The sequence below is a fragment of the Paraglaciecola sp. genome (assembly GCF_051252315.1).
Taxonomy (GTDB): domain Bacteria; phylum Pseudomonadota; class Gammaproteobacteria; order Enterobacterales; family Alteromonadaceae; genus Paraglaciecola.
In genome coordinates, this window is the sequence record NZ_JBPOFP010000058.1 from 1 (window position 1) to 21,670 (window position 21,670).

Consider the following 21,670-nt stretch of genomic DNA (forward strand, 5'->3'; position numbering starts at 1 on the left):
GTTTAAGAGCTTTAGAAGATCAGGAAACAAAGATAATGAATTTACGCAATATGCTAATTGAAGGTGAAAACAGTGGCGTGACAGATTACTCGTATGATTCTTTGATTTCGGAGCTGGACAAAGATAACCACTAATGTCGAAATTCGAATTATCAGGAAAAGCTAAAGGCGATTTAATAAAAATAGCCAAGTATACTCAGTTAACTTGGGGAAAAGCGCAAAGAAATGATTATTTAAAACTGTTAGATAATACTTTCCATCAATTAGCAGATGAACCTGTGCTGGCAGTCAATTGCGATTATATAAGAGAAGGTTATCGAAAACGGCCTCAGGCTAGTCACATAATTTATTATAAAGAACATAAACCAAACCAAATTTTAATTGTAAGAATATTACACAAAAGTATGGATGTTAACCGCGCGCTCTGAAAAACATAACGCTTCGCATAAACAGCGGAGCAAGTTGGACGCTTTTTTGCGCCGTTAATTTTGCAAAAAACCGGCCTGCTTGCGGAGTCAGGCTTAATGCGTTTGTTAGTTTTTGTTACCACATTTTATCTGCTTTTCACCAAAGTGATAAATATTATTCACTGCTACGTAAACACTAGATACAACGGCGGAAGTTGGCATTGTTATAATTGAAGAAATCTCATCATTCCACTCATAAAAACTAGTATCACCATCCATTAAATTAACAACTTTCAACGTTTTCTTATCAGTAGATAAACCACATTGATAATTTTGCTTATTATCAGTTTCAGGCATCACAACACAACCCGAAAAAGTAAAAACAAAGAATAAGGTCGTAATTTTATCTATCATCAAATCATCCTTTTTTGATAGAGTGAGGTAACCAGTTTTTAAAAAACTAACGCTTACAATAACGGGAAAAACCGAGAGCTTTGGCACGAAGTGCCAGCGAGGCTTTTTCCCAATGAGCGAAGCGAATAATGTTAATTGTTTTGTTATATTGCAATTGTCGATTAGTCACAAGAGCCGCCAGAGTCTCCGCCCAAATAGAACACGCCGCCATCGCGGCCGAAATGATTATTCGATTTTGACTTGGACACCTTAGCTTCATCTAATTCTGCTTGCTTTTGATTGGCTAAAATAGTCTCTTTTTCATTTTCCGAAAAGATTTGATGTTTTGGAAGCACTTCACCGCAATACATGCATTTATCGAAGACTGTGTTTTGTATCTTTCGACCACAAGATTCGCAATTTCCTTTGTCGTTCACGCCATCCTCCTTTTTGCAATATAACGCCCCGTTAACGGGCGAGCGTATTTTGCGAGTCCGTGCCAGTGCTGTTTGCTGGCGTTTTCGTTAAACGGTTTGTTATAAGCCATTTACTCAAACTTGTCGGGATCAAATTTAAAAGTTACGTCAAAGCAACGTTCTTCATGCTTTGAAAGATTGAACTTCCATTTAGTTAAGGCTCGAAGTGCTTGCCTATCAAAAATTCTTCTAGGTTGAGAACGAGTTATTTGACGTTCAATAACCTGACCTTCGCTACTAACGGTAATTTTTATATCAACGTATCCGATACCCAAAATCCGTTCAGAATGAATAGGCCATTGTGGATTCACTGTTTCGATTAACGCAAACTTTTCACCAACACATGAATCTACTTCGTATGTATCGGTATTAACAAATGATACTAATGCTGAAATTAAAACTAAGTCGATCATCATGGCTTATAACGCTTTGAATATGGGGATTTTAGGAGCGCTTTGGCCGAAGGCCAGCGAGTAAAATTCCCAGTGAGTTTACGAACGAAATAATTCATTTGTTATATACCGAACTTCCTAATGTGTCGCAGTGCTTCTAAATTTGATTTTAAATTAGGTACATATTTAAGCTCCATCATAGAGCACATTGATACATAACCGTTTTTATTTTCAAAAACTAAGTATGTTATGTTAACGGAGAAATCTGCACTACAATTTGAAGTTCCCGTAATGACTTCCTCTACATCAAAAGGCTGACCAACGAATTTCTCAGTAACTGAAAGTGCAGCTGACATTCTTCCTTCATTTCCCAGCTTTTGAATATTAATAACCTTACCAACATAAACCTTATTCGAAAACTTTAGAAATTCGACAACATCGAATTTCATGCATGAGCAAGCAAATACATTACTTGAGAAAATAAGAGTTAAAAAAAGTACAAGTTTTTTCATAATTTCAAATAGGTATATAACGCCCCACTAAGGGGCAAATAATTGTTGGCTAACATAAGCGACGCAGGAGCATAAGCCAACAGTTATTTGTCCTGCTTTAGTGGCTTGTTATATTGCAACTCATACTCTCTGTAACTAATAGTTTTTAATTCCATGACGTTAGGAATAATTAAATCTCTGCCACCATAAGAAATGTTAATTTGTACAACTAAATTATTTTCGTTAACAAATGCAACATCACTACGCATAAATTTGTTATTTGGAAGTTGTTCTGACTTCGCAAGAGTCATTAATATTTCCCTCCCATCTAATAGCATGGTTACAGCAACCTCAGATAACGTTTCCCTTTTATTATCTAAGGCAGGATAAATAATAACTGCCCAGTTATCCTTTGCATTGCCTGACTCCACAACCACTCTTTTAATACCTAAATCAGACAGCTCTTGATAAGTTAGCTTAGTAGGAACAAGCATGTGTAAGTCTATTGAAGCAACGGCGCTTAAAGAAATTAAGATAAATAAAAATGCTAAAATTTTACGCATACTTCCCTTGCAACATAACAATTTAATAGTGGGAAAGTTTCCTGTTTTTCTTCCAACGACTTTCCCCTATTTCTGAATTTACATAGTTGTATCAAATGCCCTAATTACTTACCAGCATTAAATAAATATCCCTAATGATTCTTTATAAAAATAACTTTTAAAAGAAACTTTCCTCTTTTCTTGACTAGTAAGGAAAATGAACAACACTGTATATTAATACAGCATTCATATGGTAAGTGTAATGAACATTAAATCTCCATTTTTAAATCACATAGCAGAATATATGTTTCTTAAGCAGTATTCTAAAAGAACTATTGAAACGTATTTGAAGTGGATTTCATCTTTTATTCATTTTCACGATAAACGTCACCCCTCATCTATGGCTGATACAGAAGTTGAGGAGTATTTAGAACATTTAGCATTAAAAAGTAATGTGGCGCCCAAAACTCAAGCTACAGCTTTAAATGCCCTTTCATTCTTATATAAACATATTATTAAAAGAGAACTGTCTAACAGTTTGAATTTTGCGCGCAGTAAACGCCAATCAAAGTTACCCGTTGTGATGACACAAGGGGAAGTAAAAAAATTCATGACACACCTAAGAAAACGTTATTACCTAATTGCAGGTTTAATGTATGGCAGTGGTTTACGCGTTATGGAAGCAGTCCAACTAAGAGTAAAGGACATAGATTTTGACTACAAATGTATTCAAATATGGAATGGAAAAGGCAATAAACATCGAATTGTCACACTTGCTACTGAATTAATACCATTGTTGAGAAACCAAATAATGCAAGTTGATGAATATCTAAATCTGGATTTACGAAACGACCAATATTCGGGCGTATGGATGCCTAACGCATTAGCGAAAAAATACCCTTCAGCTAATAAATCCCTTGCTTAGCAATACTTATTTCCTTCTTACAAACTTAGTGCAGATCCAGCAACAGGAGAAATACGCAGGCACCACTTTGATCAAACCGGAGTAAGAAAAGCTGTTAAGTCAGCAGTAACAGCGGCTGGTTTAACCAAGCAAATTACTCCACACACACTGCGTCATTCCTTTAAAAAATACGTCCTTATATTTTTCCCTACGGGTCATCCTTTGGATGTTCAAATTTAATTCCTGACAAACTTGTGCCACTCACCTTTTACAAAGTGGCGCTGATATTCGTACAGTACAATCTCAATTAGGTCATTCAGATGTTAAAACTACACAAATATATACTCATGTACTGCAACAAGGTGCTAACGCAGTCGTCAGTCCACTGAGCCGCTTATAGCGGTTAGATAGTAGCAGCTAGATAGCTTTTTAGGGGCTAGGTAGAAACAGCTAGGTAGCATTGCCCAAAGCATAGCGTTATTTTTACTCTGAATCTGCTTGTTCAATCAGCTTATCGTCAAGCTTCTTATTACTTTGCACCCCTAGTTTTCTAAATTGTTCCACTTGCCTAACTATATTGCCTTTACCCGTAGACAATTTATTCATGGCACCATCAAAGTTCTTTTGAGTAGATTCTAACGCTTTACCCACTTTATCCATGTCGGTCACAAAGCCATGAAACTTGTCATACAGTTTTGCTGCATTGTCGGCTATTTTTTGGGCATTTTGATTTTGATATTCGTACTGCCAAATATTATTGATGGTTCTAAGAGCCACCAGCAAATTAGTCGGGCTGACCAACATAATATTGTTGTCGAAAGCTAGCTTTAGTAACTCTGGCGCTTGGTCTGCGGCCAACAGAAAAGCCGACTCAATTGGGATAAACATCAACACATAATCTAAGGTACGAATACCCTGCAGATCTTGATAATCCTTTTTACCGAGTTCTTTAATGTGATTGCGTAAAGAGTTGATGTGTTCTTTTAAATGTATAGCTCGAGCGCCATCATCTTCTTGTTCGTTAAAATAACGCTCGTAGGCGGCCAAGGATACTTTAGAATCAATCACCACGTCTTTGTCACTAGGTAAATGCACCACAACGTCGGGTTGATACAATTTACCATGTTCATCTTTTAACGAAACTTGGGTTTCGAATTCGTGGCCTTCACGTAAGCCTGACTCTTTCAGTACGCGATCAAGCACCACTTCTCCCCAGTTACCTTGGGCTTTATTGTCACCTTTGAGGGCTTTAGTTAAGGCCGCCGCATCTTGAGTAATTTGTTGATTTAACTCTTTTAAACCTAATATTTCTGTTTTTAACGAAGCGCGCTCTTGGCCTTCTTTGACATATTGATCCGAAACCTGTTTTTTAAACCCTTCTATCTGCACTTTAAGTGGTGACAAAATAGTATCTAAATTAGCTTTGCTCGATTGGCTAAACTTTTCTTGTTTCTGTTCAAAGATTTTATTGGCGACATTTTCAAATTGTTCTTTTAGGCGTTTTTCCGCCTCTTCTAAGAGTTGTAGCTTTTCTTTACTGGCTATTTGTTCTTGCTCAAATCTTGCCGCTTGAGACTCTAACTGAGTGCGTAATTCAGCGCCAACTTTATTGGCTTGTTGATATTCTTGTTGCCAATGTTGTTTTTCGATTTCTAATTCTGAAATTCGTGCAACTTGTTGGGTCAATTGTCCCAGTTTGTTTTGTAATTGAAGTTGCTCTTCTCTAGCTGATTTTTGTTCTACTGTGAGTTCTTTTAAGGCAATGTCTTGTTGGGCTAATTGATCACGTAATACGGTTTCTTGTTGCTGAAACAAAACCTCGCTTTGCTCTATATTTTGTTTAGCTCTAGATTTGGCTCGCTGCCCCATAATTAAACCGCCAAGTAACGCGCCAAATACAAACAGGCCAGCAGCAATAGCAAGGACAATGGCAAAAGGGATAGGATCAAATTCTAGGTTCATAAGCGTCCAATTTGTTTTTATTAAGAGTTATTACGGTTTGTTATTAAGTGTTATTAAAAATTACTAAATTTTAGTGATAAAAAAACAGCGGCTATTTGGCCGCTGTCTACACCATAATTTATAAACGTAGCGTTAGCTATTTTGCTCGGCTATTTTAACTTTCCAAATAGCAGGGCCAGTTTCGTGGGCATTGGCGCCGGTGCTGTCAACCGCCACTGTTACCGGCATGTCTTCTACGTCAAATTCGTAGATAGCTTCCATACCTAAATCTTCAAAGGCCACTACACGAGCATTTTTTATCGCTTTTGATACAAGATACGCTGCACCACCTACGGCCATCAAGTACACCGATTTGTGTTTAGCGATACTTTGCACGGTAGCAGGACCACGTTCGGCTTTACCAATCATGCCGCTAATGCCAGTTTGCTCTAACATCATGTCGGTGAATTTATCCATACGAGTAGCCGTTGTGGGGCCAGCAGGACCAACCGCTTCATCACCTACCGCGTCAACTGGGCCAACGTAATAAATAAATTTGTTATCAAAGTCTACGCCTTCAGGTAAACCTTCACCATTAGCTAACATAGTTTGAATACGTTTATGCGCAGCATCTCGGCCAGTTAACATTTTGCCTGAAAGTAATACTGTTTCGCCTACTTTCCAGTCTTGAATATCTTCTTTGGTGACAGTGTTTAAGTCAACTCTTCGCGTCCCCTCTCCTACTTCCCATGTTACTTCTGGCCAATCTTCTAATTTAGGTGGCGTGAAATCAGCAGGACCATTTCCATCTAAGTGGAAGTGAGCATGACGAGTCGCAGCACAATTAGGGATCATAGCGACAGGCTTTGATGCCGCATGGGTTGGCAACGATTTAATTTTAATATCAACGACTGTGGTTAACCCACCTAAGCCTTGGGCTCCTATGCCTAAATCATTAACCTTTTTGAAGATATCTAAGCGTAGTTTTTCTTCAGTGGTTTCAGCGCCTCTGTCCATCAACTCTTGAATGTCCACAGGATCCATCAAACTTTCTTTGGCAAGCACAGCGGCTTTTTCAGCTGTACCACCAATGCCTATGCCTAACATACCCGGTGGACACCAACCCGCTCCCATAGTGGGTAAGGTTTTTACTACCCAGTCAGCAATATCATCACTTGGGTTTAACATCACCATTTTAGATTTATTCTCTGAACCACCACCTTTGGCGGCGATCATCACTTCAATATGCTCACCAGCGACCGTATCAATGTGCACAACAGCCGGCGTGTTATCTTTTGTGTTTGTTCTTTTGCCTGCGGGGTCTGCAACAATAGAAGCTCTCAATGGGTTATCTGGATTCAAATACGCACGGCGGGTGCCTTCATCAACCATCTGCTGAACAGTTAAATCTGTTTTGTCCCACTGCACACCCATGCCTATTTTTACAAAACAGGTCACTATGCCTGTGTCTTGACATAAAGGGCGTTTTCCTTCAGCCGACATACGAGAATTAATTAAAATTTGTGCCATGGCATCTTTTGCAGCTTGGCTTTCTTCTTTGTTATAAGCTTTTTCTACCGCTTGAATGTAATCAAGTGGATGGTAATAAGAAATAAACTGCAAAGACTCTTCGATACTATCGATAAAATCTTGCTGACGGATAACAGTCATAAATGCCTCTTGAATTTTAAGGAATAATGTTTCGCCTATTATGATAACCTGCTCCTGCTATTTGCTCCACGACAAATCGCCAAATCGCCAAATCAATACAAAAATTCAACAAGAAATGTAGAACGAACACAAAACCAACAGATGACGATGCAGCAAAAATCTTCCATTACTATTACCCCCCTCAATATCCCGGCGAATACCAGTAATGCCGACGTGTTTGAACAGTTTTCGGCTCAACCTTGGGCAATGTTATTAGATTCAGCAGATAGCCAACATCAAGATGCGCGATTTGATATTTTGGTGGCAAACCCCATCGCCACCATTACAACAATGGGCAGCAGTAGCTTAATTACCAAACAGGTTGGTCAATCTAGCAGTCAGGCAGACCCTTTAACTTTATTGCAAGGTTTAATAGAAGAATACATTCCACAAAATATAGCCATACCTAAGCAAAATTCTCTGCCATTTCTAGCAGGTGCGTTAGGGTATTTTGGCTATGATTTAGGCCGACGATTTGAACCACAAACAGGCCAAAACCGACAAGAATATGCATCACCCGATATGGCAGTAGGTATTTATTCGTGGAGCGTGATTAAAGAAAGGCAATCGCAACAGTTCTATCTGTGTTTTTTAGACGGACATCCCCATCCTTCAACAGAAGATATTGAACAAAACATAAGGATAAAACGTACGTCTGATTTCAATCTGACAGCTCCGTGGCGAGCCAATATGGATAAACAAGAATACCAGCAGAAAATTACCAAGGTACATGACTATTTAACCGCTGGAGACTGTTATCAAATAAACTTAGCGCAACGGTTTAGTGCGTTATATCAAGGTGATGAATGGCAGGCTTACAAACAGCTTAGAACCGCCAACCAAGCACCTTTTTCAGCATTTATACGCTTACAGGACAGCTGTATATTAAGTATATCTCCCGAACGCTTCATCTCTGTACAAGAAAAACAGGTACAAACTAAACCCATTAAAGGCACACGACCAAGAAGCGCAGATAAAATCCAAGACAAAATTCAAATAGAAAACTTATTAAATTCAGAAAAAGATAAAGCAGAAAATTTGATGATAGTCGACCTACTTAGGAACGACTTAAGTAAACATTGTTTACCGGGCACAGTCAAAGTCCCGGAGCTATTTCAAATCGAAAGTTTTAAGGCTGTACATCATTTAGTGAGCACTGTAACGGGACAACTTAATTCAGATAGCTCTGCGCTTGCGTTATTGAAAGGCGCTTTTCCTGGCGGGTCAATTACTGGGGCGCCCAAAATAAGAGCCATGCAAATTATTGATGAGTTAGAACCGAATAATCGAAATATTTATTGTGGCAGCATTGGTTATCTTGGTGTACAAGGAGATATGGATACGAGTATTTGTATCCGTACTTTACTTTGTGAACAAACAACCCAAGGTAAAAAAATTCACTGTTGGGCCGGAGGAGGCATAGTGATCGATTCAAATGCAGCTGACGAGTACCAAGAGAGTTTAGATAAAGTATCGAAAATATTACCCATTCTGAAACAATGATAATGACGCAATGAATAAAGCTCAGTTTTTAACTCAATTTCATCATGCAAAAATGATTAGGCATGATGCGGATTACCCGTTAAAAAAACCCGGGCGTCCCGCCGCTGTGTTGCTACCGATTATTGAACATAAAGATCAACTGACAGTTTTATTTACTCAACGGGCTAAACACTTAAAACACCATGGTGGCCAAATCAGTTTTCCAGGCGGGAAACAAGAAACAACAGACAATAATTTATTAGATACAGCCTTGCGAGAAACAACAGAAGAAGTCGGCATACCTACAAATGAAGTTGAGGTAGTCGGTAAACTGCCGATTTACCACACCATAACAGGGTTTGAAGTCACACCGTATATTGGTTTTATTCACTCAACATGTAAATTGATCTTAGATGAAAATGAGGTACATAGTACATTTGAAGTTCCGTTACATTTTTTGATGAACCAAAACAATCATTTTGTACATATGGCGAACCGTAAAAACAATCAACACCCCGTGTATTTTATTCCATGGAAAAGCCACAATATTTGGGGAGCGACTGCAGCGTTTGTGCGTACCCTGTCTAATCATTTGTCCGAGTAATAATCTTCCGTACTATCAACATATGTTTACACTTGGATCGACATTTCAATTTGAGAATAAAACCCCTTTTGTTGTTCTAAACTAAAAATACCGACACAATCGATTGCATATTAATATTTGGATCATCAAATTATGCTCACAGTTTTTGATATTTTTAGTATTGGTATTGGCCCCTCTAGCTCTCACACTGTCGGGCCAATGCGAGCCGCCAAAACATTTGCCACACATCTTGAGCAAGAAAAGCTTTTCTCCTCTACTTCACATATCACCACTGAGCTATTTGGTTCCTTAGGACAAACAGGAAAAGGCCATGGCACTGGAAAAGCGGTGATTTTAGGGTTACTGGGGTATGAACCTGAAAGCATAGAAAGTCACTTAATCGACGACATTTTGCACAAGGTAAAACAGTCAGAGCAATTACTTTTACTAAATAAAAAACAGATTAGTTTTGCCAATAAAGACGCTATCATTTTCCATAGACGTAAATCTTTAGCGCAACACGCAAATGGCATGACCTTGCACGCTTGGCAAAATGATAAATTGTTACTGTCCAAAAGTTATTTCTCAATTGGAGGCGGCTTTGTAGTAGAAGAACAGGATTTCACCCAACATAGACAAAAAATAGCCAAACAACAGTTACCCGTTGTCCCCCATCAATTTTCCAATGCGCAGCAATTACTGACAATTTGTAACGAACACAAATTCTCTATTAGCGACCTAATGCTACAAAATGAGTCGGTGCACAACAGTGCTAAACACATTACTGCAAAGTTATGGCACCTGTGGAAAATCATGCATGAAAGCATTGAAAGAGGTATTAATACGCAAGGAGTGTTGCCAGGTGGATTAAAAGTAACGCGAAGAGCGCCTGATTTGTATAAGAAACTACAAAACTCCCGAACCAATGATCCTATGCAAGCCATGGACTGGGTTAACTTATTTGCATTAGCGGTTAACGAAGAAAATGCTGCAGGAGGAAGGGTCGTCACTGCACCAACAAATGGCGCGGCAGGTGTCATTCCTGCTGTCTTAAATTATTTTAATAAATTTGTCAGCCCAGTGGATGAATACATTGTAAGACGTTACTTACTAACCTCTGCTGCTATTGGTATCTTGTACAAAACAAACGCATCAATTTCTGGAGCAGAAGTAGGATGCCAAGGTGAAGTCGGTGTGGCTTGTTCTATGGCTGCTGGTGCGTTAACAGAAATAATGGGCGGCACAGTCGAAGAAGTTGAGAATGCGGCGGAGATAGGCATGGAGCATAATCTAGGATTAACTTGTGATCCGGTTGGCGGGTTGGTTCAAGTGCCTTGTATTGAAAGAAATGCTATGGGTGCCATCAAAGCCATTAATGCTTCGAGATTAGCTTTGAGAGGTTCAGGCCAACACAAGGTTTCTTTAGATAAAGTCATCAAAACCATGTTAGAAACCGGCAATGACATGAAGTCTAAATACAAAGAAACCGCCAGAGGCGGTTTAGCTGTAAACATAATTGAATGTTAAAAAACTGACTTACCTTACAGGTAGTGTGAGTCCCTTAAACATTTTTTCCACTTCGTCATTGTTTTTAAGCATCATGGCTTTTTCAACCACTGACTTAGTCAAATGAGGAGCAAATCGTTCAATAAATTCATACATATAACTGCGTAAAAACGAACCTTTTCGGAATCCAATCTTAGTTGTACTGTATTCAAATAAGTGACTTGCATCAATTTTCACGAGATCAGAATCTAACTTATCATCAATCGCCATAGAAGCTATGACGCCAATACCTACGCCCAGTCTAACGTATGTTTTAATCACATCTGCATCTGTAGCTGTGAAAACAATTTTTGGATCAAGCCCAGCATTGCTAAAGGCTTGGTCTAGGGATGAACGCCCAGTAAAACCGAAAACATAAGTCACAAGTGGGTAATTGGCGATATCTTCAATGGTTAAGGTGCCCTTTTTCGCAAGAGGGTGTTCACGATTAACTATGATACTTCTGTTCCAGTGGTAACAAGGCAACATGACTAAATCGTTATATAAATGCAACGATTCTGTAGCAATCGCAAAATCAGCTTCGCCTTTAGCGGCCAAATCACTGATTTGTGAAGGTGTACCTTGATGCATATGTAAAGACACTTTCGAATATTTATTCATAAAGCCTTTGATTACATCAGGCAGTGCATAACGTGCTTGGGTGTGAGTAGTCGCAATATTCAACTTACCTTGATCAGGTAAAGTGTGTTCACGAGAAACGGCTTTAATACTTTCAACTTTAGCTAATATTTCTCGAGAAATATTAATCACATCTTGGCCAGCTTCCGTTACATGAGTTAAATGTTTGCCACTACGACCAAATATTTGTACCCCCAACTCATCCTCTAACATCCTAACTTGTTTACTGATCCCAGGTTGAGATGTATACAAGCTTTCTGCAGTTGCAGAGACATTCAAGTTATTGTTAAGAACCTCAACAATATAACGGAGTTGTTGTAATTTCATGGCAAAGCCTTGTTTTTAAGCATTGGAATTTGTATATAATAAAACGTTATATAACTTTGAGAAAGGAAATTCCATTAATATTTATAAAAAAGTTCTAAATATTCATATGGAAAACAAAAAAACTGATCCTAATCAGACCTAACATTTGTATCAATGTCTGATAATATAGCCAAATATATCAATAAGATAAGGGGGTTATCTGTGCAGCAAAAAGTACTAAATAACAATAATGGTGAATATGATGAAACCCTCTAATCATTCAATAGATTTTGCTACCGTTCTAGGCTCTGCCGTGCACGACATGAAAAACTCTCTATGTTTATTGATCCAATCTATTGAAAACCTCGGTCAATCTATGTCCGAAACAGATCCCACAACCAATGAACACTTTGCTTCTGCTCATTATGAAGCCGCTCGTCTAAATACAGGTTTAGTTCAACTGCTATCCTTATATCGTGCCGGTCTTGAAAACATGCCTCTAAATATAGATGAGCATTACATAGAAGAAGTAGTAGATGAACTAAAAGCAAGTAACGAAAGTTACCTAAATCATAAAAATATGATTTTAGAAGTTGAGCAATCAGCCGATTTAGTATGGTATCTAGATGCAGATTTAATTGGCATATTAATCAATGACGTATTAATTAATGCAATGCGTTATAGTAAAAGTCACATCAAATTAAGTGTTTATACTGAAGATGACTTTTTAGTATTTAGGATTGAAGACGACGGACCTGGTTATCCTCAGAGAATGTTAGATGCAAATGAAATAACCATGCAAAATTATGATATTAGCCAGGGAAGAACGGGCTTGGGATTGTTTTTTGCGAGGTTAATTGCACAGGCTCATACAAATAAAGAGTTACATGGCCAAATAAAATTAGAAAATGGTGGAGCATTAGGTGGTAGTATTTTTGAATTAAAACTACCTTAAAAAACCTTTAAGAATTTAAATTGCACAAATTTTATATGTTGGGAAAATAGAAATACATGATTTTCACTGTAATAATCATATTGATCGTCGCACTAGTGCTAATGGGCATTATAGTGAACGCGATTCAACAACATAAGAATAAAGTTGAAACTGAGCGTAGAACAGAAGTCGCAAAACAAAAAAATATTATTGAAGGAACAGAGTCCGCCCTACTCGCTTCTGAAAGCATTCCTATTACTCAACGACTAATATTCATATTACAACGCAGAGTCTTACAAGGCTTAAAAACCTTACAAGTCATGAACGAAAGCAGCGCTGACTCAAAAGAACGTATTAAATCATTAGAAGACAGCATTAAATCCTTAGATATAAACCAAACACCTCCTGCTGAAGACAGCTTTCAATTACCACAAGGTGACAAACAGGTAATACAATTTATTCGTGGTGTTAAAACCCTTAGGGCTCTGCTAAGAGCTGAGTTTAAAAAAGGGAAGATTGAAAGCCGAGTATTTTTAGCTGAAGACAAACATTTAGAAGGGTTACAACTTCGAGCAAATGTTGACACCTTAGTAAGACGTGGTGATGTATCCATCAAAAATAATCAGCTAGGGTCAGCTAGGCAGTGTTTAGAAAAAGCAATCGGTGCCCTATCTGCTCAACCCAACCCAACCGGCTATATGACCACTAAATTAGCTCAGCTTGAAGACAAACTTAAAAATATTGAAACAACGCTTAAAACGGCAAACAGTAGAGATGTTGCCAAAAAAGAAGAGTCTGAAAAAAACGAACTCGACGAACTTTTTGCTCAAAAGAAAAAATGGTAAATGTTTATATTTCCTCAATTATTTCTTTGAGTTAAGCAAGAATAATTCAGATTCACTGGTTAATGAATAAATAACCGCACACATTTCAATAGACCCTGTATAATTGCTAACAATAACTAATTTGAGAGCGTTATCTTTGCAATTTTCCGAACTGTCTTTACACCACAATCTGTTAAAGTCCCTTGACGTAAAAGGACTCACCGAACCCACTGAAATTCAAAAAAAGGCAATTCCATATGGCCTTATGGGTAAAGACTTAATTGCGTCTTCTAAAACCGGTTCGGGTAAGACATTAGCTTTTCTATTACCTGCTGTGCATAGAGTGTTAACCAAACACCCGCTTAGTAAACGCGACCCTAGGGTTTTAATCCTTGCGCCAACGAGAGAATTAGCCAAACAAGTTTTTCTGCAACTAAAATGGTTAATCGCAAAACAGCCGCTTAAGGCAGCCTTGGTTTTAGGTGGAGAAAACTTTAATGATCAGGTTAAGGCACTTAAACATCACCCTCATTTTATTGTTGGCACAGCTGGTAGAGTCGTTGACCACTTGTCTGGTAAGTCACTGTTTTTAAATGGGTTAGAACTCTTAATATTAGATGAAGCAGATAGGATGTTAGATTTAGGCTTTGCCTCTGAATTACGTCAAATTAACCAAGCCGCGGATCATAGAAAACGTCAATCTATGATGTTCTCAGCGACATTAGACAGTGCAGCCATGCACCAGCTAACCCAATCTTTACTCAAAAGTCCGCAAAGAGTCAGCGTGGGTTCGTCGAGCGAAGAACATAAAGATATTAATCAGAAATTTTACTTAGCTGACCATGTCACCCATAAAGAAGCCTTATTGACTAAAGTCATTGAGCAGCAAGATTATCGCCAAATTATTGTGTTTACCGCAACCCGCTCAGATACAGAAAGATTGGCTAATCTACTTAAAGAGCAAGACTTTCACGCCATCGCTTTAAGTGGCGATTTAACTCAAGGTCAGCGTAATAACATCATGAGTGAATTTGGACGTGGTCAACAACATATACTCGTCACCACAGATATCGCCTCGCGAGGTTTAGACTTACTTAATGTGGCTTTAGTCGTAAATTTCGATTTGCCCAAGTTAGCCGACGAATACGTGCATAGAGTGGGTAGAACAGGCCGTGCGGGTAACAAAGGTGAAGCTGTCTCATTTGTTGGCCCGAAAGATTGGTATAGCTATTTAGCGATAAAAAGCTTCTTACAACAAAACATAGAGTTTAGTGAAATAGAAGGCCTAGAAGCTAAATTTAAAGGATTAAAGCCAGCCAAAGGAAAAAATATCGGCGCTAAAAAAGCGCCTAAGAAAAAGGCTAATAAAAAGCAACACGTACAACAGGCTCCTAACCGTGTGAAGACCATGCAAGGTAAAGAAGTGGGTGATGTGCCATTAAAACGAAAACCTAGGCAGGTAGCTAACCCCAGTGAAGATGAAGACTAAGTCAGTTTAAATGATGGGTTAGGTGCTAAATTTAAAACAAGTTTAGCTGATGTTTACACCACTACCATAGAGAAAATCCCGTTGCAAAAAATTGCTATTTTTGTAGATGTACAAAACATCTACTACACCACTCGTCAAGCCTATGGACGCCAGTTTAATTACAGGCGTTTTTGGCAACATATCAGCCACCAAGGTAACATTGTGACGGCAAGTGCCTACGCCATAGATAGAGGCGACTCTCAGCAACAAAAATTTCAAAGTGCTCTTAAACACATAGGTTTCGAGGTCAAACTAAAACCCTATATTCAACGCAGTGACGGCTCAGCAAAGGGCGATTGGGATGTTGGTATTGCTATAGATGTGTTAGAAGCTGCAGAACATGCTGACACCATTATCTTGTTGTCTGGAGATGGTGATTTTGATTTGTTACTGAAGAAAGTATCAGAAAAATATAACTGTAAGACCGAGGTATACGGTGTACCTGAACTCACAGCAAATTCATTAGTGAATGCCTGCCAGATATTTCATAAAATAGACGACAGTCTTTTGCAGTAAAACATTAGGTTAATAAAAAAGCCTGAGGTATAACCGAGTACACCTCAAGCCACTTTTTATTAACCTGATTACTGGATAAGAAGTATCGATAAATTTTAATTTAACACTATAATTCAATGACTTAGTAACACTAGACCAAGTTACCTCAGCTGAATTCTACTCGGTGACGAAATTTTTCGTGTATAGCAAGGCGGATTGTCGTACGTAATAACGTGTTATTGCTAGACAATCCAACGTCGATAGGCACAAAAAGAGCGTTATCGAAAGGTTCTGCTTATCCAGTATTCAGGTTTATTAGTTGCCTCTTAAATGGTCAGCCACTAAAAATGCCATTTCTAATACCTGATCGGCATTTAAACGAGGATCACATTGAGTTTTATAAGCTTCTGCTAAGTCAGAATCACCAATTTTATAAGCCCCACCAGTACACTCGGTAACATGTTGTCCCGTCATTTCTAAATGAATACCACCAGCGTGGGTACCTTCAGATTTATGTGCGGCAAAAAATTGCTGAATTTCACGCAAAATTGCATCAAAGTTTCGTGTTTTATAACCACTGTCAGAAGTAAACGTATTGCCGTGCATTGGATCAGAACTCCACACAACCTTTTTGCCTTCTTGTTTTACACGACGTAAGAGCTTAGGTAGATTTTGCTCAAGGTTATCAGCCCCCATACGGGTGATCAGAGTTAATCGCCCTGCTTTGTTTTTCGGATTTAACGCATCAATTAATTGGATTAATTCATCCTCTTGCATGGTCGGTCCGACTTTCACACCAATTGGGTTGTTAATACCTCGGAAAAACTCAATGTGAGCATGATCTAATTGACGTGTACGTTCACCAATCCACAACATATGTGCAGAACAGTTGTACCAATCACCAGTCAGTGTATCTACGCGAGTTAAGGCTTGTTCATAATTTAATAATAACGCTTCGTGTGAGGTGTACAGCATAGTTTCACGCAGTGTTGGCGTGTTGCTGGCATTAATTCCCATTACATTCATTAACTCTAATGAATCTTGAATTCGATTAGCCAGATCTTGATATCTGTCTTTAAGTGGGTTGTTTTCTACAAACGCCATATTCCAACGATTAACTTCATGCAGGTCTGCTAGGCCACCTTGTGCAAAAGCACGCAACAAGTTAAGCGTAGAAGCACCTCTATGGTAGGCTTCGACCATACGTTGAGGATCAGGTCGACGAGCTTCTTTAGTGAACTCAAAACTATTAATAATGTCACCACGATAACTAGGTAACGCAATGCCATTAATCGTTTCAAAATTACCTGAACGAGGTTTAGCATACTGCCCTGCCATACGCGCCACTTTAGTAACTGGGCAACGTCCCGCAAAAGTTAATACTATGGCCATTTGTAAAATGACTTTAAACGTATCTCGGATTTTCGGCGCATTAAATTCGTCAAAAGATTCGGCGCAATCACCGCCTTGCAATAAAAATCCTTTACCTTCAGCTACGTCACCTAATTGTCTAAACAATTCACGGGTTTCAGCCGCAAAAACCAAAGGAGGATAACTTTTTAAGGTATCTTCTACTTGGTTAAGTTCATGTTTATCTTCATATGTAGGTTGTTGCACTATTGGCTTTGCACGCCAACTATCAGGTTGCCACTGGCTCACGATTTTTCCTCGGAATAATTAATCTAATAACAGTTAAAAGTAGTCGGTTAAACCCCAATCAACAAACTGGGCAGCAGAACTTAGTGGTAATGGTTTAAAATATCAACACTTAAGCTAAAAAATTTTGTAATTTTAGGTGTTTTATTTAGTTTGAATTTTTTTGACTAAGCCAATAGAGGCTTCTTCTATTAAATCTAACACGTACTCAAATCCTCGTTTACCACCGTAATATGGATCGGGCACCTCTTCTTCGTCAGATCCACAGTGACTTAAAAACAATGAAATTTTATGCTGATATTCTTCAGGACAATCCTCTAATAAACTAGCAATGTTTTTATTATCCATACCTAGAATGAAGTCAAATTTTTCAAAGTCATTTTCGTGAACCTTACGGCACTTTAATCCTTTAAAACTATATCCACGATCTTGACCTACAGCTTGAGAACGTTTATCTGGTGCAGCCCCTTTGTGATAGCCTGCAGTGCCCGCCGAATCAATTTCAATATCAAGCCCAAGCTCTAACGCTTTATGTCTAAACACCGCCTCTGCACTAGGCGAGCGACAAATGTTTCCTAAACATACAAATAAGACCGAAACTTTGTTACCTGCCATTTTTTACCCTTTCATTTATCCATTTATTTTGGTTTTTAACGTCATGGGTATTCTATCTGTCTGTAATTCCAATTACAGTAAATAATTAGTCCAGATTTGAGTAATTAAATGCAAGTTTTAATGTTAAGTAGTTCTAGAGTAGGCAGTGAAGGTTACCTGCAACATGCTATCCCAATGATCGACCAACATTTAAGGGATCACAAAGAAGTTCTATTTGTCCCCTTTGCTGGTGTAAGTGTGAATTGGGATGAATATACCGCTATGGTGCAGACTGCCCTACCCCATCTAACAATTAAAGGAATTCACCAATATACTGATGCCAAACAGGCCATAAAATCCGCTCAAGCCATTGCAGTAGGTGGAGGCAATACATTTAACTTATTACATCAGCTTTACGAGCAAGATTTACTCAAGCTTATTCAACAGCGAGTAAGACAAGGTTTACCTTATATTGGTTGGAGTGCAGGTTCGAATATTTGTGGTAAAAGCATTCGAACCACAAACGATATGCCGATCATGCAACCTAAAAGTTTTGATGCACTTAATTTAGTGCCATTTCAGCTAAACCCACACTATTCAGATTATCAACCACCTGGCCATAATGGAGAAACCAGAGCACAGCGTATTCAGGAGTTTTGTATATTACACCCAACAACGCCCGTAATCGGTATTCGAGAAGGCAGTGCGTTGTTGTTGCAACGGAATCAACTGACGCTAAAAGGTGAGTTAGATGGCCTTGTGTTTAAGGGCACTTCACAGACTGTAATTACTGCTAATCAAGATTTAAGTCAATATTTAACCTGAGCTAGGGATAAGCCGGGTTCAGGTTACTTATAAAAACTAGAGCCTTAGCCCCTTGATTTAAAACTATATTTTTACGAATATTTTGCGCTTGTATAAAAACAAAGAACAAAAATAAAACAAAGTCACTATCAACAAGGCAAAAACGAGAGATGCATTTATGGGCGACATCCAGTCACTAAGCGTCCCATAAATAAATTGACGAACACTCATGATACTGCCATCTGCTTGAGTCCATTTAATTAAATATAACGACGATGCGAAAATCCAAGAAAGCACATAAATAAATAAGGGGTTTGAACCGTATATTTCAGTCCACCCAAACCCTCGTTTTATTCCTTTAACATCATATAAATAGATAATCACGATTAAAAAAAGCCAAGCACAGGCATTGGTTATCAATACATAGGTACTGGTCCATAAGGCTTTATTGACTGGAAACCACAGCTGCCAAATAGAGCAAATGACAATTGAGACAACAGACCAAATAAACAAAGTTTTAATCTTAGTCATATGGTTAGTACTATCGGCCAACATTGCACTAGTTAGATAGCCTGCTAAAACGGTGACAACAGCAGGCAAACAACTGAGTAAACCTTCTGGATCAAAAGCCACACCAAACCCTTGATAAAGATGACTTGCACCAAACAGTACAATATCAATCTCCCGAACTAAGTTACTTTCTAGCGAATATGGGTTTTCAATAGCAAGTAAAGTCAACCAATAGGCAATTAAGATAACCACACAAGCAACAAAAACTTGTTTCTTGTTCAATACACAAATCATTACCGCTGCAACGCCATAACATAAGGCGATACGCTGCAGAACCCCCATTATTCGCCAACTTTCAGGGTCGCCAGTAAATGGGAATATATTTAATAAAAACCCAATAACAAACAATACCAGCGTACGTTTAAGTATTTTTAACCAAGGTACGGGAATGGATTGTTCATTTGCAGGCACATACTTTTGCATCGAATGAAACATAGCTGCGCCGACAATAAACATAAAAAATGGGAAGATGAGATCGGTTGGGGTTAAACCATGCCAACTAGCATGTAACAAAGGGGCATAAACGTGAGACCAAGAGCCTGGATTATTCACCAGTAACATAGCGGCTAAGGTGAAACCTCTGAAAATATCTAAACTGATTTGACGTTGTTTATTGGACACCACAAAGCCTTCCTATTTAATTCAAAAAGTCTTGTTCGAGCATAATAGAACTGGTGACGAATAGCATTACATTTAGGTCATGGTGCTAGATAAGCCAAGTCGTCTTTTAGATGTTATGTGTGCAAGCCTCTTAAAACAAACGTTTTCCAGTTAATGCGATATATGCCGCTATAAATCCAACAATCGAATAGATCCATTCAAAAATACTAATGTCTTGAAACTGCCCGTTAAGGGTCATAACCCCTAACATGCCAGCTAAAATAAGCGATGGAATAGATACAATCCCAATTAACACCCTTAAATTGGTGGGTAATTTTTGTTGGGTGTTGACTGGTTCCATAATTATTTAAACCTATTATCTATGACTTAGACTGCTTGTGAATTTTTTTACTCATACGCATCAACTGCCTACGTTTACGTCTTTGTGAATCATTTAATTGACTATGATCAGTTTCGAATGGATTAACTGATTCTCTAAATTCGATTTTAATAGGTGTTCCCATCACTTTTAGTGATTTACGGAAATAATTCATCAAGTATCGTTTGTATGAATCAGGTAAATCTTTAAGTTGGTTACCATGTATCACTACAATTGGCGGATTGTATCCACCGGCATGAGCATATTTTAACTTCACTCTGCGACCACGCACTAATGGTGGCTGATGGTCATCTTGAGCCATTTCCATGATACGCGTTAACATCGAAGTCGTAATACGTTTAGTCGCAGAGTTATAAGCCTCTTGCACCGACTCAAATAAATGCCCTACACCTGTACCATGTAATGCCGAGATATAATGAATGCGTGCAAAATCAATAAAACCTAAACGCCTATCGAGCTCACGGTTTATTTCGTCTTTTACACCTTTATCTAAGCCATCCCATTTATTCACAGCCACAACCAATGAACGGCCAGCATTTAAAATAAATCCTAATAAACTTAAATCTTGATCGGTAATACCTTCTCTAGCATCCACTACAAACAAGACAACATTTGACTCTTCAATAGCTTGTAATGTTTTAACGATGGAAAACTTTTCGATGGCCTGTGAGATATTTCTGCGTCGTCTAACTCCAGCAGTATCAATAAGAACATATTCTCGTTCGTCACGTTCCATAGGGATAAATACACTATCGCGGGTAGTACCAGGTTCATCGTAAACGACGACTCTTTCTTCGCCTAAAATACGATTAGTTAAAGTCGATTTACCTACATTAGGTTTACCAACAATAGCAAGTTTAATAGGTTGTCCTTGAAGCCTAGCTAACTGCTCTTCGGCATCTTCCTCAGCAAACTCTTCATCACTTTCTTCCGGCACAATCATGTCTGGAAACTGTTCTGCTAGAGGCGTGAGGGATTGCTGTAATAATTGAGTTACGCCTCTGCCGTGGGCTGCAGCTATTTGGCTGACATCACCTAAACCTAAAGCAAAAAAGTCGGCACTTTCGCTGTCACCATCTATCCCGTCAACTTTGTTAGCTACAACATAAACCGGCTTTTCTTGACGACGTAGATGTTCTGCAATACCTTGATCGGCTGCGGTCATACCAACACGTGCATCAACTAAAAACAACACAACATCAGCTTCAACTATGGCTAATAGAGATTGTTCAGCCATCGCCATATCAATGCCTTTTTCATCGCCACTGATACCACCTGTATCGACAACAATAAACTGCAGGTTTTCATACTCAGCTTGACCATATTTTCTGTCCCGCGTTAACCCAGGAAAATCCGCCACCAATGCGTCTCGCGTTCGAGTAAGGCGATTAAATAAAGTCGATTTTCCAACATTTGGGCGACCAACTAAGGCAACAACGGGTAACATAATGACAT

Annotated in this window: 23 protein-coding genes and 1 pseudogene; 11 read left to right on the plus strand and 13 right to left on the minus strand. The window is 38.6% G+C overall.

The genetic code is table 11. From position 1 onward, the window contains the following. Window positions 1–134: type II toxin-antitoxin system ParD family antitoxin (locus ACSHXM_RS12505; protein WP_435689133.1), on the plus strand; the 134-nt coding region annotated here is incomplete at its 5' end. Further along, the gene (locus ACSHXM_RS12510; protein ID WP_435689106.1) at window positions 134–427 is read left to right on the plus strand and encodes a type II toxin-antitoxin system RelE/ParE family toxin; all 294 of its coding nucleotides are present in this window, start codon (window positions 134–136) and stop codon (window positions 425–427) included. The genes ACSHXM_RS12505 and ACSHXM_RS12510, both read left to right, overlap by 1 nt. A 105-nt stretch (window positions 428–532) precedes the next feature. Here ACSHXM_RS12510 and ACSHXM_RS12515 read toward each other — a convergent pair whose 3' ends face one another. From ACSHXM_RS12515 to ACSHXM_RS12535, 5 genes are all read right to left on the minus strand, one after another. Next, window positions 533–820 carry a hypothetical protein gene (locus ACSHXM_RS12515; RefSeq protein WP_435689107.1) on the minus strand — a complete coding sequence of 96 codons (288 nt, stop codon included), beginning with the start codon at window positions 818–820 and terminating at the stop codon, window positions 533–535. Window positions 821–981: 161 nt separating this feature from the next. Continuing rightward, a complete protein-coding gene (locus ACSHXM_RS12520) occupies window positions 982–1,236 on the minus strand; it encodes a hypothetical protein (RefSeq protein ID WP_435689108.1) in 255 nt (84 codons plus the stop codon). 110 nt (window positions 1,237–1,346) lie between these two features. Continuing rightward, window positions 1,347–1,691, minus strand: a complete 345-nt coding sequence (locus ACSHXM_RS12525) for an energy transducer TonB family protein (RefSeq protein ID WP_435689109.1) — start codon at window positions 1,689–1,691, stop codon at window positions 1,347–1,349. 98 nt (window positions 1,692–1,789) lie between these two features. Further along, window positions 1,790–2,179: a hypothetical protein gene (locus tag ACSHXM_RS12530; protein ID WP_435689110.1), complete on the minus strand. Its 390-nt coding sequence runs from the start codon at window positions 2,177–2,179 to the stop codon at window positions 1,790–1,792. 83 nt (window positions 2,180–2,262) lie between these two features. Further along, complete coding sequence (locus ACSHXM_RS12535) at window positions 2,263–2,721, minus strand: hypothetical protein (RefSeq protein ID WP_435689111.1); 459 nt, start codon at window positions 2,719–2,721, stop codon at window positions 2,263–2,265. A gap of 241 nt (window positions 2,722–2,962) precedes the next feature. On the opposite strand from ACSHXM_RS12535, the pseudogene ACSHXM_RS12540 reads away from it, so the two are divergent. Further along, a pseudogene (locus tag ACSHXM_RS12540) lies at window positions 2,963–4,004 on the plus strand (integron integrase). A gap of 83 nt (window positions 4,005–4,087) precedes the next feature. Here the strand turns inward: ACSHXM_RS12540 and rmuC are convergent. Both rmuC and ACSHXM_RS12550 read right to left on the minus strand, forming a co-directional pair. Next, window positions 4,088–5,566 (minus strand): DNA recombination protein RmuC, encoded by a 1,479-nt coding sequence (gene rmuC / locus ACSHXM_RS12545; protein WP_435689112.1) that lies wholly within the window; start codon window positions 5,564–5,566, stop codon window positions 4,088–4,090. Between the two features lie 132 nt (window positions 5,567–5,698). Then, window positions 5,699–7,216, minus strand: a complete 1,518-nt coding sequence (locus tag ACSHXM_RS12550; RefSeq protein WP_435689113.1) for a fumarate hydratase — start codon at window positions 7,214–7,216, stop codon at window positions 5,699–5,701. Window positions 7,217–7,357: 141 nt separating this feature from the next. Here ACSHXM_RS12550 and pabB point away from each other — a divergent pair, with 141 nt between their 5' ends. The 3 genes from pabB to ACSHXM_RS12565 all read left to right on the plus strand — a co-directional run bounded on the left by pabB (window position 7,358) and on the right by ACSHXM_RS12565 (window position 10,847). Continuing rightward, window positions 7,358–8,758: an aminodeoxychorismate synthase component I gene (gene pabB / locus ACSHXM_RS12555; RefSeq protein ID WP_435689114.1), complete on the plus strand. Its 1,401-nt coding sequence runs from the start codon at window positions 7,358–7,360 to the stop codon at window positions 8,756–8,758. 10 nt (window positions 8,759–8,768) lie between these two features. Beyond that, window positions 8,769–9,341 carry a CoA pyrophosphatase gene (locus tag ACSHXM_RS12560; protein ID WP_435689115.1) on the plus strand — a complete coding sequence of 191 codons (573 nt, stop codon included), beginning with the start codon at window positions 8,769–8,771 and terminating at the stop codon, window positions 9,339–9,341. A gap of 132 nt (window positions 9,342–9,473) precedes the next feature. Further along, window positions 9,474–10,847, plus strand: a complete 1,374-nt coding sequence (locus ACSHXM_RS12565; RefSeq protein WP_435689116.1) for an L-serine ammonia-lyase — start codon at window positions 9,474–9,476, stop codon at window positions 10,845–10,847. Window positions 10,848–10,856: 9 nt separating this feature from the next. Here ACSHXM_RS12565 and cysB read toward each other — a convergent pair whose 3' ends face one another. Continuing rightward, window positions 10,857–11,831, minus strand: a complete 975-nt coding sequence (gene cysB, locus ACSHXM_RS12570) for an HTH-type transcriptional regulator CysB (RefSeq protein WP_435689117.1) — start codon at window positions 11,829–11,831, stop codon at window positions 10,857–10,859. Between the two features lie 241 nt (window positions 11,832–12,072). Between cysB and ACSHXM_RS12575 the strand changes: the two genes are divergently transcribed. From ACSHXM_RS12575 to ACSHXM_RS12590, 4 genes are all read left to right on the plus strand, one after another. Then, window positions 12,073–12,765, plus strand: a complete 693-nt coding sequence (locus ACSHXM_RS12575) for a sensor histidine kinase (RefSeq protein WP_435689134.1) — start codon at window positions 12,073–12,075, stop codon at window positions 12,763–12,765. A gap of 56 nt (window positions 12,766–12,821) precedes the next feature. Next, complete coding sequence (locus ACSHXM_RS12580; RefSeq protein ID WP_435689118.1) at window positions 12,822–13,589, plus strand: hypothetical protein; 768 nt, start codon at window positions 12,822–12,824, stop codon at window positions 13,587–13,589. A gap of 136 nt (window positions 13,590–13,725) precedes the next feature. Then, window positions 13,726–15,057 carry a DEAD/DEAH box helicase gene (locus ACSHXM_RS12585; RefSeq protein ID WP_435689119.1) on the plus strand — a complete coding sequence of 444 codons (1,332 nt, stop codon included), beginning with the start codon at window positions 13,726–13,728 and terminating at the stop codon, window positions 15,055–15,057. Between the two features lie 81 nt (window positions 15,058–15,138). After that, entirely contained in the window at window positions 15,139–15,612 is a 474-nt protein-coding gene (locus tag ACSHXM_RS12590; RefSeq protein WP_435689120.1) for an NYN domain-containing protein, read from the plus strand. Window positions 15,613–15,906: 294 nt separating this feature from the next. Here ACSHXM_RS12590 and ACSHXM_RS12595 read toward each other — a convergent pair whose 3' ends face one another. Continuing rightward, complete coding sequence (locus ACSHXM_RS12595; protein ID WP_435689121.1) at window positions 15,907–17,250, minus strand: class II 3-deoxy-7-phosphoheptulonate synthase; 1,344 nt, start codon at window positions 17,248–17,250, stop codon at window positions 15,907–15,909. A 141-nt stretch (window positions 17,251–17,391) separates the two neighbouring features. Beyond that, on the minus strand, window positions 17,392–17,862 hold the full coding sequence (locus ACSHXM_RS12600; RefSeq protein ID WP_435689122.1) for a low molecular weight protein-tyrosine-phosphatase: 471 nt from the start codon (window positions 17,860–17,862) through the stop codon (window positions 17,392–17,394). A 108-nt stretch (window positions 17,863–17,970) separates the two neighbouring features. On the opposite strand from ACSHXM_RS12600, the gene pepE reads away from it, so the two are divergent. Continuing rightward, a complete protein-coding gene (gene pepE, locus ACSHXM_RS12605; RefSeq protein ID WP_435689123.1) occupies window positions 17,971–18,666 on the plus strand; it encodes a dipeptidase PepE in 696 nt (231 codons plus the stop codon). 63 nt (window positions 18,667–18,729) lie between these two features. Here the strand turns inward: pepE and ACSHXM_RS12610 are convergent, their stop codons facing one another. The 3 genes from ACSHXM_RS12610 to der form a co-directional block, all read right to left on the minus strand. After that, window positions 18,730–19,836 (minus strand): acyltransferase family protein, encoded by a 1,107-nt coding sequence (locus ACSHXM_RS12610; protein WP_435689124.1) that lies wholly within the window; start codon window positions 19,834–19,836, stop codon window positions 18,730–18,732. Between the two features lie 130 nt (window positions 19,837–19,966). Further along, on the minus strand, window positions 19,967–20,176 hold the full coding sequence (locus tag ACSHXM_RS12615) for a hypothetical protein (protein WP_435689125.1): 210 nt from the start codon (window positions 20,174–20,176) through the stop codon (window positions 19,967–19,969). A gap of 19 nt (window positions 20,177–20,195) precedes the next feature. Continuing rightward, window positions 20,196–21,662 carry a ribosome biogenesis GTPase Der gene (gene der / locus ACSHXM_RS12620; protein WP_435689126.1) on the minus strand — a complete coding sequence of 489 codons (1,467 nt, stop codon included), beginning with the start codon at window positions 21,660–21,662 and terminating at the stop codon, window positions 20,196–20,198. Window positions 21,663–21,670 lie beyond the last annotated feature (8 nt).